Genomic DNA, 15073 nt, shown 5'->3' with positions numbered 1-15073 from the left:
CGCCTCGCTCGGCCTGCTGCTCGCGGCGGCGCCGCCGGATAGGCGCACGGGCGCGATCCGCGGCTGGACCTCGGTCGGGGGAGCGGCGGCCGCGCTCGGCCCCGTGCTCGGCGGCGCCCTTGTCGCCGCGAGCTGGCGCTGGGTGTTCCTGGTGAACGTGCCGGTGGCGGCCGTCGCGCTGCTCGCCAGCCTGCGCGTGCTGCCGCCCGCCCCCGCGGTCGACAAGGACGCCGACCGCCCGGACACCCTCGGCGCGGCGATCTTCACCGTGGCGGTCGGCGCGCTGGCCCTCGCGCTGGTCAAGGCCGACGACTGGGGCTGGGCCTCGCCCGGGGTGCTTGGCTCGGTCGCGGTCGCGGTGCTCCTGCTCGCGGCGTTCGCCCGCCGCTCGGCCCGCCACCCGGCGCCGGTGATCGAGCCGACGCTGCTGCGGCTGCCCAGGTTCGGCCGGGCGACCTGGGCCAACCTGCTGTTCGGCACCGCGTTCGGCGCGATGCTGCTGCTGGTGACGCTGTGGTGCCAGGACGTGTGGGGGTGGTCGGCGCTGCGCACCGGCCTGGGCGTGGCACCCGGGCCGCTGCTCGTGCCGTTCTGGGCGGTCGGCGCGGGTCCGCTGGCCCGGCGCGTCGGCCCAGGGCCGGTCGCCGCCGCCGGCTGCGTCATCTACGCCGCCGGCTGCGTGTTCTGGCGGCTCAACCTGTCGCTCACCCCTGACTACGCCGCCCACATGCTGCCGGGCATGCTGATGACGGGGACAGGCGTCGGCCTCACGCTGCCCACGCTGGTGAGCGCGGCGGTGGCGGCGGTCCCGTCGCACCGGTTCGCGACCGGGTCGGGGGTGGTCACGATGGCCCGCCAGGTCGGCATCGTGCTCGGCGTCGCGATCCTGGTCACCGTGCTCGGGCACCCATCCGGCCCGGCCGCGCTGGCGGCGTTCCAGCGGGCGACCGTCGTGATCGCGGCCATCGCGGTCAGCGCCGGGCTGGCGTCGCTGCTGCTCATCAAGCGCGCCGCCACCCCCGAGATAACAGCCATCCCCGAGATAACAGCAACAAGCGTGGCAGCCGCGGCGGTGACTGGGGTGGAACCACGCGTCCATTCGGAAGAAAGTCTTTAGGAAAGGGTGACCAGCCGCCATGGGTCCGCATCGGTTGGCGCGGCCAGCCGGGATCTGGGAGCGAGTGTGCCCCGTTCCCGCCGCGGCGGGAACGGGGCACACTGCCTGCGGCTATCCTCAGCTGGGCCCACAGCTATTGTTGTACGGGCTGGAAGCAAGCCATTCCTGCCAGAAATCGCCCGCGGAGTCCTGCAGGTAGGTGGGGAGTGCCAGCACCACGCCGCTCGATAGGCAGTTGCTGGTTATTTCATACTCGTTGTTCCCTTTCGCGCCCAGATCATAAGTATCGCCGTTGCTGAGGCCGAACACGTTGTCGGTCACATAGACCTGGGAGAATTCGGGAAGGTAAAGACCGTCGCCCCGTTCCAGGATGTAATCAGCCGATCCTAGGCCGACGTACGGAGCCGCATATGTGACCGGCGAGAGGTAGTCGCCTGTTGTCTCATTTTCGATGAAGTAAGTCGCCTCGTTATCGCCGTCGTATATGTCGGACACGAAGATCTGGTCTCCCGCGGTGATAGCCGGGGTTTCTTGCCAGACGGTACCCCCTGGGAAGTCCTCGGTCCAGCATTCGTAGTAAGGCGTGCCGAGCGATATGGAGTCGCAGCCCACCTGGATGATGTCGTCGATGCCCGTCCCGGTCCAGAATGACGCGGTTGGCGCATCCTTAAAGCCGCCGTAATTGCTGTTAGCAGGCACAGACGGCTGCGCCCAGGATGATTCGGTGAAGGTGATGGGGGTACCGAACAGCGATTCTGGCACTTCATGTCCTGACCAAATGCTGTTGGTGATTACGGAATGCTTGTCTGAGCTGCACACCGGATGCGGGGCCACGGGATGCAGGGCCCGGCTCATCGCGTGGATCCACCCGCTGAGCGCTTTGGCGTCGGACTTCGGCGGCCGCGGCGGGAACCCGTCCTCCCGCAGCTGAAGGCTGGACGCCTTAAGTGGGTTGAAGTTCGGGCCAGGATGGAAGACCTTCAGCGGCTCGCACCGGTTGTAGAGCGCGAGCGCGCGCTGCTGCGCGGACGCCGTACTGCTTCCCGCGTCATTCTTTGTCGCCGCATTCGCGCTGACCACGGCCGCGCCGAAAGTCCCGGCAACGCATGCGGCAACGAGCACCGACGCAGCCGCAAGAACGGCCGGCCTGACAGGCAGCTGCCTTAGCATGATGACTGACTCCTCGCTCTCGATCGAACATGAACCTACAGGAATCCCTGCAGATCATCTGTTAAGAGCGTTTCGGTGTCAATAGACGCCGGGAATAATCAGAAACAGACATCCCGGGCAGGCCGGTTATCGTGGAAGAAAAGGCCGGTCAGGGGCCCAGCCATATCTTCCACGTAGTCCGGCCGGGCACGTGCAATGTCGGTGGCAGGTGCTGCTGTGACGGACGGGGAAAAATGAACCCAGCCGGAGGCGGCCGGTCAAGCGCAGGCATCGCAGCAGGCCAACAGTCAAATGGTGGCTGCCGTAGATGAAAGGCGCAGCGAGTGCGCGGCGAATACGTTGCGTCGGTCAGTGAACTTAGGACACGATGCTCAGCCGCCAGCGCTTGCCGTTCCAGAAGCCGGCGAGAGCGCTCGAGGTCGCCCCGCTGGACGGGCCGACCTGGCCGACCGCGACACACTCTGTCGCCGACACGCAGCTGACGCTGCCTAGCGTGCTGCTCTGGCCCGCGGGCGGCGCGGGCAGGAGCACCCCTGTCCAGGCCCCGCCGTTGTAGGACGCGGCCGCCGCCCGGCTGACCACGCTGTTCGCGGTCGTCCCGAAGTCGCCGACGGCGACGCAGCTGCCGGGGACGGCGCACGAGACGGCGGCGAGCACCGGATTGGCCGTGCCCTTCGGCCACGCCACCCGCACCACGGACCATTGCTTGCCGTTCCAGTGCTCAGCGAACGAGGTGAAGGGATACGTCGTGCCGGACACGGCGACCGCGGAGCAGTTCGCCGCCGAGGCGCATGACACGCCGCCAAGCACTGGCATGCCTGCCGGGACGGCCGCCTTCATCCGCGTGAACGCCGTGCCGTTCCAGGACTGGAACAGCAGCGAGCCGCCCCGCGCGGTGTAGTACTCGCCCGCCGCGACGCAGCGCGCGGCCGACGCGCAGGAGACGGCGCTCAGGGTCGCGCTCACCGCGCCCGCGGGCAGGGACACCGTGCGCATGGTCCACGTCGTGCCATGCAGGCTCTCGGCGAACGGTTGCACCTCGCCGAGGTTTAGCGGATACAGCTCGCCGACCGCGACACAATCGCGCACCGCCCCGCACGACACGCTCGCCGCATACGTCCCGTACCCTCCAGGCAATGTGGACGGCGTCCAGGCCTTTCCGTTCCAGGTTTCCACGAGCGTGTAGACGATGGGCTGCATGCCGTAGCGTCCGACGGCGACACAGTAAGCGGCGGACGGGCACGACACGCTGAGCAGGTAGCCCTCGCTGCTTCCTCTGGGCAGCGGCACGGCGGTCTTCCGCCACGTCGCGCCATCCCACAGCAGCGCGAGCGGGCCGGACCCGTCGGCGCCGACGGCCATGCAGTATCTCGCCGACACGCACGAGACGCCAGAAAGCGCTTGCGCAGGCGCGGCCGCGGCCGCCGAGGCCGGTGTCACCGAGGCGGGGTTCGCCGAGGCGGCGGGGTTCGCCGAGGCGGCGCTCGCCGGGCCGATTGCGCCGGACATGGCCGCGACCGCGACAAGCCCGGCGATGACGATCTTCCGCACCATGTCCACTCCTTCCGCACGGGACTGCCGGGAGGTTCAGCCCGCGGCGGCCTGGCCGCCGAGCAGCACGCGGGTGAGCTGGCTGCGGCTGGCCAGCAGCTGGTCAAGCGCGGTCGTCAGGTGCTCGCCGGTCACCCGGATCGCCCCGGTCGCCCCCGCACCGTCGCCCGCACCGTCGCCCGGACCCTTGCCCGCGCCGTCCGCCTCGGCGGCGAGCAGCGCCGCCTTGCGCAGCAGCTCCTTGAGGAACGGCGCGGTCACCCCCTCGGTGCGGGCGATGACCGCGTCCAGGTCGACGCCGTCGAGCTCGAGGTTCCCCTGGTACAGCCGGATCAGCGCGCGGCGCGCGGCGGCGTCGGGCAGCGGCAGCTCGGCGGCCAGGTCGACGCGTCCGGGACGCTCGGCGAGCGCGGGTTCGAGCAGGTCGGCCCGGTTCGTGGTGAGCAGGAACGTGACGTCGGCCGCCGAATTGAGTCCTTCCATCTCGTTGAGCAGCTGGAACAGCAGCGGGTGCTCGCCGTCGCGAGCGGTGCGCTCTTCCGCGATCAGGTCCACGTCCTCCACGACCACGATCGCGGGCTGCAGCGTCCTGGCGACCGAGCAGGCCTCCGTGATCCGGCCCAGCGCCCGGCCGGAGATGACGATGACGGTCACGTCCGGCAGCATGCTGAGCAGGTAGCTGACCGTATGCGTCTTGCCGGTTCCCGGCGCGCCGTGCAGCAGGATGCCCCGCTTGAGGTGCTGGCCGCTGGCGAGCAGCCGTCCCGAGTGCGTGGCGATGCCGACCACCTGCCGCTCGATCTCCGCGAGCAGCGCGTCGGGCAGCACGATCTGGTCGCGGCGGACATCCGGCCGGGTCAGGAAGTTCAGCGGCGTGGTGTTGCCGGTCAGGCCGAACATCTCGGGGCCGAAGCTGATCACCTGACCGCGGAACACGCTGCGTTCGGACCCGAGCCGCCTGATCTCGCTCAGCACATGGTCCACCTTGTCCTGTGCGGTCCCCACGATCTGCAGGTTCACTTCGGCGCTCCCGCTGGACGAGGTCGGCAGGAACATGATCGCCAGCCGGTCGTCACCCTCGCGCACCAGGTAGATGCCGTTGCTGATGCACGCGCGCGTCTGGCCGCCAGGGCCGCACGGCAGCGCGGTGGTGAGCGGGGCGCCGACCCCGGCCGAGCCGTACAAGCTGTTCAGGCCGGCCTGAATGAAATCGCCGATCGTGGCATCGCTGTACCGCAGCTGCCCGACACCGGTGATCCCGACGACCTCGTGCGTCCTGCCGGGATCCGCCGCGAGCCAGGCGTCCACGCCGACCTGCAGGTTGACGTGCTCGTAGAGCGGGTAGCTGCTGGCCACCGTCGGCAGGCGCGCCGCGTCGGGACCGAGGTGCTCGAGCAGCACCCGCCGCAGCGCCTGGTCTTCCGTGCGCGCCACCCGCACCGCCCGGCCGACGAGCTTGCGCGCCAGCCGTCCCACGTCGGCCAGCTCCGGCCGGTCCTCCGTCCCCGTCATGGCAGCAGCCTAAAAGCTGCGCACGCGGATAAAAAGCAATTATCCCAAACCGGCAGCGGCGGGCGCGAATGCTGCATACTCGGCTGTATGGAAGACCTCTTCGCCTTCCAGGCATTGCGGATTAAGCAGCCGGGGAAACTGCTGCCCAGCCGGGCGCGCTATCAGATCTTCAACGACCAGCGGGAGCTGATCGCCGTCGCCACAGAAATCCAGGGTCATGGCCGGCTGAAGCTGCTGCGCGATTCGATGATCGATGTCCGCGCGTTCGCGATCACCACGCCCGACGGCGTGCCGGTCCTGTCGCTGGTCAAGCAGGCCACCACCTTCAGCACCGAAGTCCAGGGGCCCGACGGCCAGCTGATCGGCCGGATCCGCACCGAGGGCACCCGGCGCCACTACACCCTGCTCGACCACGAGGGCCAGACCCTGGGCCAGGCGGTCGGCGACCTCGGGCTCAAGCGCTTTTCCGTGACCGCCGCCGAAGGCGGCACGTTCGCCCGAGTGCACAAGACCTGGGCCGGGTTCAGGAAGGAAATGCTCACCTCGTCGGACCACTACAAGGTCGAGTTCACCGGCGGCCCGGTCTCGCGGCTTGCCCGCACCCTCACCGTCATGATCCCGATCGTGCTTGACCTGACCTCCTACGAGCCCATGTGACAGCGGCGGGCGCCGAAGCTATCAGCTCACCCGCACCTCGCGCACCACCCGCGCGTGCTCCCGCATCGTCTGCGTGCCGTCGGCGCCCGGCTGCCTGCCGAACCCGCAGTACATCGCGACCCCGAAATCGGGCAGGTACCTGGACGCCGTGGCGACCCGCCGCCGCAGCCCCGCCACCCCGTCGACCGGCAGCACGATCCCCAGGTAGACGCGGGCGTCGCCGGGCTGGAGGTCCACCAGCGGCCGGAAGAACGAGCGGTCCTCGCTGCGCAGGTAGCGCGGCCCCGTCAGGTGCAGCCAGTCCACGGTCCGCCCGGACTCGGCGACCGCGAAGTTCGCCATCCGCACCATCAGCCCCATGTCCCGCGCCTCGTACATCGGCCACTCGGGAAACGTCCCGTAGCACAGATGGTATCCGACGAGGGCCTCCTCGGGAATCAGCCGCGTCAGCCGGGTCACCGGCCCCGCGAACCGCTCCCACGCGCCCTCGCCTGTCCACGCGAGCACCCCCTCGATGTCCTGCGTCTCGTACGCCATGTCCCACTGGATCGCCAGGTCAGCGGCCGGTATCGCGGCGAGAAGCCGCCGCAGCTCGCGGGCCACGAGGTCCTCGAACGCGCGCTCGGCGACCGGGTAATCGCGGGCGAAGTCGGCCTTGAACCCGTTCAGCGCGCTGGACGGGAACGGCAGCCCCACCTGGAACCGCAGGCCCGCCGCAATCACCCCTTGCGCGCGCAGCGCGCTGAACACCGCGTAGGACGCGATCGCGTCGTCGATGCGCGGCCAGGAATCGAAGCGCAGCTCGCTGACTCCCGGCCTGATCCCGAACACCGGGGTCTCATACGCGTGCCGCGGCAGCCCCGTGGGAGATTCGGTCTCCGCGACGGTCACCACGCCCTCGTTCGGGCGAACGAGCCTTTCCCGCTCGTAGCTGACCCAGCCCGCCCGCGGCCCGGTCTCGCCGTCGGGCAGCGCGAACACCAGGTCACCGAAGAACCCCGCCGCCGACCGCAGCGCCGCCTCGGTCGAATCCGAGGGCAGGCTCCCCACCAGCAACAGCTCACTGCTGACCCGCCGCACCATCGCAGCTCCTTCCTTCAGTCCGAACGGTCCCGGCCGGCTCTCCAGGCCCAGCTTTACACCGCACGGCCGGGGAAGCCAGCAAGCCGGCCGATCACCATCTGCGACACGCAGGAGCCGTTGCTGTGAAGTCGATGAATATCCGCGGCGCGGCTGCCATAATTGACTCGAACAGGGCATCTATTCATGGGGCGGAGGCAGCACATGGTCAAAACGACCAAGGCCCGGCAAGACGGTATGATCCGTGTCACTTTCACGCTTCCCGACGGGGAGCCGAGCGGGTCCGTGTCCGTGGTCGGTGATTTCAACCAGTGGGATCCCTTCGCCCATCCGCTCCGCCGGCGGTCGAACCGCACCCGCAGCGCCTCGGTGACGGTCCCGCCGGGAAGCACGCTGCGCTTCCGCTACCTCGCCGAGGGCGGGGTCTGGTTCGACGACGAGACGGTCCCCACCGGAGACAACCAGGACGCGACAATAACCGTCTGATCCCATGTGAAGCGACCCCGGTCAGGTTTTTCCGCAGGGGGATTTCTCACCGCGCAGGCGCTTCGATAGCCGCCTGAGCCGCGGGCCCGGTCACCAGGTCTCCCAGCGGTCCCCGCGCGGTTCCGGCGGCGGCCAGTGGCTGCCGAACCGTTCCCGGTAGTACCGCGCCTCTGCCCAGGCCTGGCGGACCTTGCGCTGCATGCGCTCCTGACTGTGCGACATGGCGGCCGCGCAGTAGATCATCGCCAGCAGGGCGCCGGCCGCCACTCCCAGGGCCATGCACGCGAACCCGAAGAGCAGGTATGTGATCATGTACCTAAAGTGCCGAAATTTAACTGACCGTAATCGGACGCGGACGCCGGGACCCGTCTGAAACCGTCGAATCCCGTCCGGCCTGGTCATAGAGGGGGCGCCGGCCAAGCGGTAGCTATGATGAGGGTGCTAACAACTGTGAGTGAAGGATGGATGACTTCCCGTCAGCAGCGCAGATGGAGTCGTTTGCCGCTGCCCTCCGCGCGCTGATCACACCGGGCGTCTACGCCGCCGAGCTCGAAACCTCCCCGTTGCTCGACCTGCCAGCGGTCGAGGCGCGGGCGGGTCCGGATGCGCCAAGGACCGTGCGTGCGCAGGCTTTCATCGAATTGCTCCAGAACGTGATCAACCTCCGCTTGAGCACCACCGACCGGCAGGCGGCGAGCATCCTGTTTGGCATCGGGAACTGGTCAGGAATGCCGGTGCGGGAACGCCACTACGAGGTGGCGAAGCTGCGGAACAAACGCTGGACCTGGGAGCGGAACTACCGCAAGGAGCCGCTGACCCGCGACCTGCTGACGGTCCTGCGTGCCCTGATCAGGGAGGACGGCGCCCCGTCCGAGGCGGCGGCCCCGGCCGCGACCGAACCCGCGGCGGCCGCCCAGGAATCCCGCCACGACGCCGAGGCCGAGTCCGAGGCGGAGTTCCACCTGCGCCGCCTGGGCAGGCGGCGGACCGCCTACCCGCTCGACATGAGCCTGGAGCAGCTGCAGCAGGCAGGGCTCATCGTCCCGGTCAAGCTGGGCAGGTACCACGAGCGGCAGGCCTCTCACCAGTCCGCGCACCTGGACGACATCGTCCGCTGCCTTGACGACGGCAGCTCCGCGCTGCTGCTCGGCGAGCCGGGCGCCGGCAAGACGCTCGCCATGTACCAGCTGGCCACCGCCTGTACCGAGGCGGGGATGACGTCCATCCCTGTCCGTGCCAGGGACACCGCCGAGGTGCTGGCGAGGGAAGGATGGGCGGGTATCGCCGGACCAGCCGCCTCGCGGGTCGTCGTCCTGCTCGACGGCCTCGACGAGGCCGTCGAGCTCATCGACCAGAACAGGGAGCAGTTCGCCGCCGACCTGAACAAACTGCTCTCGGCCGGACCTTACGTCGTGTCGTCTCGCGTCCGCGAGTACGAGGAGCTGATATCCGGCGGGTTCCCCGACCCGGGGTTCGACGTGGTCTACGTCATCGAGCCGTGGACGCTGGAAACCGAATTCCGCGAGTACCTGTCGCGGCTGGCGCGGGCCGGCCTGCTGACCGAGCCGACCTTGTACGAGGCCGTCGTCGGCTCGGACGACCTGGCCAGGCTGGTGAGCCGGCCCCTGTACGCGCGGATGCTCACGTTCGTGGGCGAGCAGGCGGCCCGCGGGCTGCGGGACCAGGTGTCCCTGTACGGCGAGTACCTGACCAAGCTGTCGCGGGTCACCGACTACTCGCTGGAAAGCCAGGGCGTGCCCGCCGGCTGCGCGCTGCGGCTGTGGCAGTCAGCCGCCTGGATCATCTACGCCAGCGGCGGCGCGGCGGACGACGTGATACCGCTGGCCGACGTGGAGCAGAAGCTGCCCGGCCTGCTGCCGCGCCCGTACACCAGGCGGGTCCTCGATCAGATCATCGAGCGCGGCAGCTCGCACGGCCGGGAGACCGGGGAGTTCATCCACTACTCCTTCTACGAATACCTCGTCGCGCGCGAGGCGTACGACCGCATCCTGCGCAACCCCGGCCCCGATGATCTCGCCGAGATACTGAAAGGCGACTTCCCGCGCGAGATAAGGCACTATCTCATCGGCCAGCTGCGGGTCAGCAACGACACGAACCTGAGGGAGACCCTGCTCGGCTCGTACACGTCCGTCCGCCGGATCGTCAACATATCCGACCGGGACCGGCTCGCGGTCTGCAACTTGCTCATCTACCTGATCTCGCGGGTCTTCGAATCGTGCGAGGAATGGCTGCGCGGGCTGCTGGCGGAAGAGGACGACGTGTTCCTGCGGCACAGCATCCTGTGGGCGATGTGCCACGTCGGCTCCGGGTGGGCGTTGCGCGAGTTCTTCGGCGAGCTCGCCGCCGAGCCGGCCGCCCGCAGCGAGTGCCGCGGCTACCTGCTCTACTACTACGGTGACATTCCCCAGGGCGAGGGGCCGCCGTACCACGACGATCCGCCGTTCGCGGCAGAGTGCTCCCTCACTTACCGCAGGGTCATGGACATGTTCGGGCACGACGACTTCACCGCCGCCGTGGCGCCGGAACGCTGCTTTATCGACATGTACACATTGCTCGACATTCTCGTCGTCCGCGGCATCGCGCTCGAGCCAGCGGACAAGAGCGTGACCAGCAAGATACTGCAGAGCATGCGGGCAGCCGAGCTGCCCGCCGCACTGCTGACCCGGCTCGCGAAGCTCGCGGCACGCGCGGGGCTCGCCGAGTAGGGTGCTGGGGTGGGCGCACCGGGAGCTGGCGGGAACGGCGGGGATGTGCGGGATTTCGGGGACGACGGCCAGCTTGCGCGCCTGGTCGAGCGCGCCGCCGCGCTGCGGCAGGTGGTGGCGGGGGAGGCCGGCGGCCTGGCGGCGATCGGCCGGATCCTCGGGTCGCGGCGTGACCTGACGCGCGCCGACCGGGAGATGCTGCTCGGCTGGCAGGACGACGCGGTGCGCGGGGTCTTCGAGGTGCGCGCGGCCGCGGTGACCGCCGGCCGGCCGGCGATCACCGCCAGCCTGGTGGACGACCTGGAGTACCGCGTCTACGGCCTGTCCGCCCGCCTCGCGGCGGGCATGTTCCTGTCCGGCACGCTGCTCCCCGTGACGGCCGACGGGACCGCGTGGCTCACCTCGGGGACCGAGACGACTCACCCCGCCTCCGCCGCCCCGCGGGTCGCGCGGCTGGCGATCGACATGGCCACCAGGGAACCTGACCTGGTGTTCCGCAACCCGGAGAAGGTCAGGCAGGGCTGGGAGCACATGCGCAGGGACCGCGAGGAGTTCCTGGCGTTCTTCGGCGCCGACGAGCTCGTGCTGCCCACGCTTGAGGCGGAGGGGCGGCTGAACGCCTACTACAAGCGGCGCAGGGACGCCGCGCTCGCCGCGCGCGGCCGGCACCGCGCGGTCTCGGAAAGCGGGGAGACGACGTTCGTCATGCCGCCTGGCTTCTTCGAGTTCGACACGGTGGGGATCATCTACGACGACGTCGACGGGTTCGTCGTGGTGCCCGAGTACGGGATGCTGCGGGCCCTGTTCGCCGACCCCGCCCTGGCGGCGGACCGGGCGCACGCCGACGTGCTGCGCGCGTACCTGCGCGAGGACACGATCCCGCCGCTGCCGCTGCGCCGGCTGGCGGCGGCGTACCCGCACAACGCGGACGCCGTGTTCCGCCGGGTGCTGGGGAACCGGAGTTTCACGTGGAGCGAGCACGGCGACCGGCTGCTGCGCAAGCGCAAGCCCGGCTACTACGAGAGCGGCCCGCTGCCGGGCGTCGCGGTGCTCAGCGACCGGGTGCTCGAGCTGGCCCGCCTGCGCAAGGGGCGTATGTGACTGCTGATGTTACGGGGCGGCGCCCCGGGGCGGGCGCGGGCGGTTACGGGGCTTGCGGCGGCACGAAGTCGGGGTCGGGTTCGGCGAAGGAGTCCACGACGGCGAGGTAGCAGAACGCGGCAAGCGACCACGGCGCCGGCCGGCCGTCCAGGCCCGGTCCCTGGATCGGCGCGTTGAGCAGGCCGTCCACGTAAGCCGCGCCAGGGGTGTCGGTGAGGGTCGCCTGCACCTGCACATTGCGCAGCGCCAGGCTCTGCACGAGCAGCCCGCCGGCGAGGATCATCTGCTCAGGAGAGCGCGCGGGGTCGCGCATCCGCAGTCCGAGCAGGCCGGCCAGGTAGCCGAACAGGGTGAGCATCGAGCTACGGGACCGCGACTGGGCGTCCTCGAGGGCGTCGGCGATCTTCCGCCGGGCCTCGTCGCTGCGGGTCGAGCCCAGCGTGGCGACCAGCGCGGTGTGCAGCCGCCAGGCGGGGCTTTCGCTCAGCGCCTGGTAGTTGCGCGCCGTCGCGAGGCGGATAACCTCACACAGCAGCGCCCGCCGCCCGTCCGCCGTCGCCAGCAGGTGCTTGTTGTCCGACAGCACCCTTTCGACGACGGCGTACGTCTCGGGGTCGAAGACGGCGTCATCGTTGAACCAGCTCCCCGGGCCTGCCAGGTAGCACAGCAGGTCGTCGATGTAGCCCTCCTTGTATGGCCACATCCGGTACACAGAACTGCGCGGCACCCGCGCCCGCTGGATCACCTCTTCCAGATGCAAGTGCTCGATGGTCAGCGCGGCGCCCGTCTCAAACACCAGCTCACGCCCTGCCTCAAGCATGCGCTGCCTGACCTCTTCCGCCGGCACACGCTCCGGCCGGACCACCATCGTTGTCTCCCGGTTTCCGTCTAACCGCGTTCAGTCACATAGTACCGACGGAGAGTATCTTTGATCACAAATTGAGACATGAAACTCTATGTACTTACATAGCGTAGATGAGACATTAGACTTAGTGTCTCATAAGACCTGCGGACGGGGGGCATGTCGGCCCTAGGAGGGGGAGGGCCGGGGACAGGCCGGGCGCGGAGCTCCGTCTCCGCGCCCGGCAGGCCTCAGCTCCACCGCCTATCCCCGCAGGTCAGCGTCAGTACGCGACCGTGAACCGCGTCCTGTGGTGCACCGGGGTCTCGATCTCATCGACGAACGCGAGCGCGAAGTCCGCGCCCGAGATGTGCGACCGCCCGGACTCGTCGGTCAGCAGCACGTCCCCGCCCACCCGGTACTTCCCGAGCGGCTCACCGGGGTTGTACGACCCGAACTCGCGCGCCGGCGACACGAAGAACCAGTCGGCGCCCGTGTCGTCCGCCCGCAGCAGCGCGAGCGTCTCCGCGGCGCTGCCCGCCTCGGGCTTGAAGGCGTCGGGGAACTCGGGCGTGTCGATCAGCCGCGGGCCGCCCTCGCTGACCAGCAGCGAGGCCGCGCCGCCGACGACGCCGAGGCGCGTGCCGTGCGCCGTGCACGCCCTGGTCAGCGCGGGGAACGCGTCGATCAGCCGCAAGCCGTCCTCTTGCGGTCCGAACCGCACGGAGACGGCGACGACGTCGGCCTCGGCGGCGGCCTGCTCGACCAGCGCGGCGTCGTGGATATTCCCCCGCCGGAACTCCAGCCCAGGCGCCTTGGGCGCGCCGTCCGGAGCCCCCGACCTGGTCAGCGAGGTCACCGCGAACCCGCGCCGCAGCGCCTCATCCCTGATCGCACTGCCCGCGTACCCGGTCCCGCCGAAGATCACGATCGTCGTCATATGCCCATCCTGTCCCGATTGCTCTCGCTGGCTACAAAGACTATTCAGTACCAGATCGCTATCTCGGCGCCGTCGTCGCCCCGCTGCACCGGCGGGTCGGGCAGCACGCGCGCCGTCCCGGCGGCGACGCGGCGCGCGCTCCACGCCACCGCGGCCGCGTCGAGCAGGTCGTCCTCGGCCGCGCCCGCGACCCGTTCCGGCACGACGATGCCGGCCTGTGCCAGCAGCGCCCGCCGCAGCGCCCGCCCGCCGGGAGAGTGCTTGCTTGCGGCAAGAGGCGCCCCGGCTAGTTCGGCGAAGGAAAGCTCAGGATGCACCTCGCAGAGCCGAATGCGGGACCCCAGCCGGAACCGGTCCGCCTCGAGCAGCCTGGCCCGCAGCCCCCAGGCCTGCGCGGACATGCCGCGGCCAGTGAGCTCCCGGCAGCGCCGGTTCGCCGTCTGGTAGTCGGGCGCGGCCCAGACCGGCCGCGGCGGGATCGCGAACACCGACGCCCCGCGCCTGCCGAGCACGGCGCGCGCCAGCGCGTCGGCGGCGCGCCAGCCGTCCGCGAGCAGCCCGAGCGGCATGTCGACGCCGGCGAGGCCCTCGATGCCCAGCCCGGCCAGGTCCGGCGCCGTCCTGGCGCGCACCGCGGCGCCGGACAGCGTGACCGCGACCCAGCCGCTTTTGCAGGCGTCGATTCCCGTCACGATTGCCATGAAATAACCCATTTATCCCGAACGGACCGTGGCGACTGCCACGGTACCCGCGCCGCGGCCCCTTGACGGGCACACCTCCCCGGCGTACGTTGCGATGAAACGCTGTTCGGCAATGTCGAACGCCTTTCTGATCGGAGTCCGGGGGTCGCTCCCCGGGCCAGCACAGTGAGATAGCTTCGCCAAGGGAGGCGAACCGCATGGCACCACCACCAAGCACTCCGCAGAAGCTCATCGCCGAAGCCATCGGCACCGCGTTCCTCGTCTACGTGGGGGCCGGGTCGGTCGCGGCCACCGGCGTGATCGCCGCCGGCAGCAAGGTCCCGTTCTCGATGGCGCAGCTGGGCATCATCTCGTTCGCGTTCATGCTCGTCATCGTCGGCGCGGTGTACGCGATCGGGCACATCTCCGGTGGCCACATCAACCCGGCGGTCACGCTCTCGCTCGCGGTGACCGGCAAGTTCCCGTGGCGCGAGGTGCCCGGGTACATCGCCGCTCAGGTCGTCGGCGCGATCGCCGGCGCGGCGGCCATCTTCCTCACCCTCGGCCGGGCCGCCGCGGTCGCGGCGGGCGGCGGCGTGACGTCCTACAACTCCGCGACGATGGGGTTCGGGCGGGCGACGCTGATCGAGGCGATCGGCACGTTCATGCTGGTCTTCGTCATCTTCGGGGTGATCGACCACCGCGCGGTGCCCGGCTGGGCGCCGATGGCGATCGGCTCGGTGGTCTTCGCGATCATCATCATCCTCGGGCCGGCGACCGGGGCCGCGATCAACCCCGCGCGTTATCTTGGTGCCGTCTTCATGCAGGACGCGTTCGGCGGGTCGGTGCACTGGGGACAGGTCCCCGCCTACCTGATCGGCGAGGTCGTCGGCGGCGTCCTCGGCGGGCTCGCCTACGTCGGCATCGCGCGGGTCCGCGCGGACGCGGCGCTGACCAGCCTGGCGCCCGAGGTGCCAGGGGACGAAGACAGGTCGGAACAGCGAGTCAGCGGAGCGACGTCATGAAAAAGCTCATCAACTCTGCCGACACCGTGGTCACGGACGCGCTGGCCGGGGTGGCCGCCGCGCACCCGGGCCTGGCGGTGGACGTCGAGAACAAGGTGATCCTGCGCGCCGGGGGGCCGAAGGCCGGCAAGGTCGGCCTGGTGTCAGGCGGCGGTTCCGGCCACGAGCCGCTGCACGGCGGGTTCGT

15 protein-coding genes are annotated in these 15073 nt (G+C 69.9%); 7 read left to right on the top strand and 8 right to left on the bottom strand.

Going from position 1 to position 15073, the window contains the following annotated elements; all coding sequences use genetic code 11:
• On the top strand, positions 1-1117 hold a 1117-nt coding region (locus Q1N79_RS18200), incomplete at its 5' end, for an MFS transporter (protein WP_300610434.1).
• 117 nt (positions 1118-1234) lie between these two features.
• On the opposite strand, the gene Q1N79_RS18195 is transcribed toward Q1N79_RS18200, so the two are convergent.
• The 3 genes from Q1N79_RS18195 to Q1N79_RS18185 all read right to left on the bottom strand — a co-directional run bounded on the left by Q1N79_RS18195 (position 1235) and on the right by Q1N79_RS18185 (position 5350).
• On the bottom strand, positions 1235-2287 hold the full coding sequence (locus tag Q1N79_RS18195) for a G1 family glutamic endopeptidase (RefSeq protein WP_300610432.1): 1053 nt from the start codon (positions 2285-2287) through the stop codon (positions 1235-1237).
• A gap of 357 nt (positions 2288-2644) precedes the next feature.
• Positions 2645-3841 carry a hypothetical protein gene (locus Q1N79_RS18190; RefSeq protein WP_300610430.1) on the bottom strand — a complete coding sequence of 399 codons (1197 nt, stop codon included), beginning with the start codon at positions 3839-3841 and terminating at the stop codon, positions 2645-2647.
• A gap of 33 nt (positions 3842-3874) precedes the next feature.
• On the bottom strand, positions 3875-5350 hold the full coding sequence (locus tag Q1N79_RS18185) for an ATP-binding protein (protein ID WP_300610428.1): 1476 nt from the start codon (positions 5348-5350) through the stop codon (positions 3875-3877).
• An 87-nt stretch (positions 5351-5437) separates the two neighbouring features.
• Between Q1N79_RS18185 and Q1N79_RS18180 the strand changes: the two genes are divergently transcribed.
• Positions 5438-6007, top strand: coding sequence for a phospholipid scramblase-related protein (locus Q1N79_RS18180; RefSeq protein ID WP_300610426.1), 570 nt, complete (start codon positions 5438-5440; stop codon positions 6005-6007).
• Between the two features lie 21 nt (positions 6008-6028).
• Here the strand turns inward: Q1N79_RS18180 and Q1N79_RS18175 are convergent, their stop codons facing one another.
• Positions 6029-7090 carry a hypothetical protein gene (locus Q1N79_RS18175; protein ID WP_300610424.1) on the bottom strand — a complete coding sequence of 354 codons (1062 nt, stop codon included), beginning with the start codon at positions 7088-7090 and terminating at the stop codon, positions 6029-6031.
• A 234-nt stretch (positions 7091-7324) separates the two neighbouring features.
• On the opposite strand from Q1N79_RS18175, the gene Q1N79_RS18170 reads away from it, so the two are divergent.
• Positions 7325-7573, top strand: coding sequence for an isoamylase early set domain-containing protein (locus tag Q1N79_RS18170; protein ID WP_300610422.1), 249 nt, complete (start codon positions 7325-7327; stop codon positions 7571-7573).
• Between the two features lie 90 nt (positions 7574-7663).
• Here Q1N79_RS18170 and Q1N79_RS18165 read toward each other — a convergent pair whose 3' ends face one another.
• The gene (locus Q1N79_RS18165; RefSeq protein WP_300610420.1) at positions 7664-7885 is read right to left on the bottom strand and encodes a hypothetical protein; all 222 of its coding nucleotides are present in this window, start codon (positions 7883-7885) and stop codon (positions 7664-7666) included.
• A gap of 176 nt (positions 7886-8061) precedes the next feature.
• On the opposite strand from Q1N79_RS18165, the gene Q1N79_RS18160 reads away from it, so the two are divergent.
• Both Q1N79_RS18160 and Q1N79_RS18155 read left to right on the top strand, forming a co-directional pair.
• Complete coding sequence (locus Q1N79_RS18160; RefSeq protein ID WP_300610418.1) at positions 8062-10299, top strand: hypothetical protein; 2238 nt, start codon at positions 8062-8064, stop codon at positions 10297-10299.
• Between the two features lie 9 nt (positions 10300-10308).
• The gene (locus Q1N79_RS18155; RefSeq protein WP_300610417.1) at positions 10309-11400 is read left to right on the top strand and encodes a hypothetical protein; all 1092 of its coding nucleotides are present in this window, start codon (positions 10309-10311) and stop codon (positions 11398-11400) included.
• 43 nt (positions 11401-11443) lie between these two features.
• Here the strand turns inward: Q1N79_RS18155 and Q1N79_RS18150 are convergent, their stop codons facing one another.
• The 3 genes from Q1N79_RS18150 to Q1N79_RS18140 form a co-directional block, all read right to left on the bottom strand.
• Positions 11444-12268, bottom strand: coding sequence for a hypothetical protein (locus Q1N79_RS18150; RefSeq protein WP_300610415.1), 825 nt, complete (start codon positions 12266-12268; stop codon positions 11444-11446).
• 256 nt (positions 12269-12524) lie between these two features.
• Positions 12525-13181 carry an NAD(P)-dependent oxidoreductase gene (locus tag Q1N79_RS18145; RefSeq protein ID WP_300610413.1) on the bottom strand — a complete coding sequence of 219 codons (657 nt, stop codon included), beginning with the start codon at positions 13179-13181 and terminating at the stop codon, positions 12525-12527.
• A gap of 44 nt (positions 13182-13225) precedes the next feature.
• The gene (locus Q1N79_RS18140; RefSeq protein WP_300610411.1) at positions 13226-13873 is read right to left on the bottom strand and encodes a DUF429 domain-containing protein; all 648 of its coding nucleotides are present in this window, start codon (positions 13871-13873) and stop codon (positions 13226-13228) included.
• A 206-nt stretch (positions 13874-14079) separates the two neighbouring features.
• Between Q1N79_RS18140 and Q1N79_RS18135 the strand changes: the two genes are divergently transcribed.
• Positions 14080-14886, top strand: a complete 807-nt coding sequence (locus Q1N79_RS18135; protein WP_300610409.1) for an MIP/aquaporin family protein — start codon at positions 14080-14082, stop codon at positions 14884-14886.
• Positions 14883-15073: dihydroxyacetone kinase subunit DhaK (locus Q1N79_RS18130; RefSeq protein WP_300610406.1), on the top strand; the 191-nt coding region annotated here is incomplete at its 3' end. The genes Q1N79_RS18135 and Q1N79_RS18130, both read left to right, overlap by 4 nt.

Source organism: Trebonia sp. (assembly GCF_030042015.1).
In the GTDB taxonomy this organism is placed as follows: domain Bacteria; phylum Actinomycetota; class Actinomycetes; order Streptosporangiales; family Streptosporangiaceae; genus Trebonia.
This window is presented reverse-complemented; position numbering and strand designations above follow the sequence as displayed.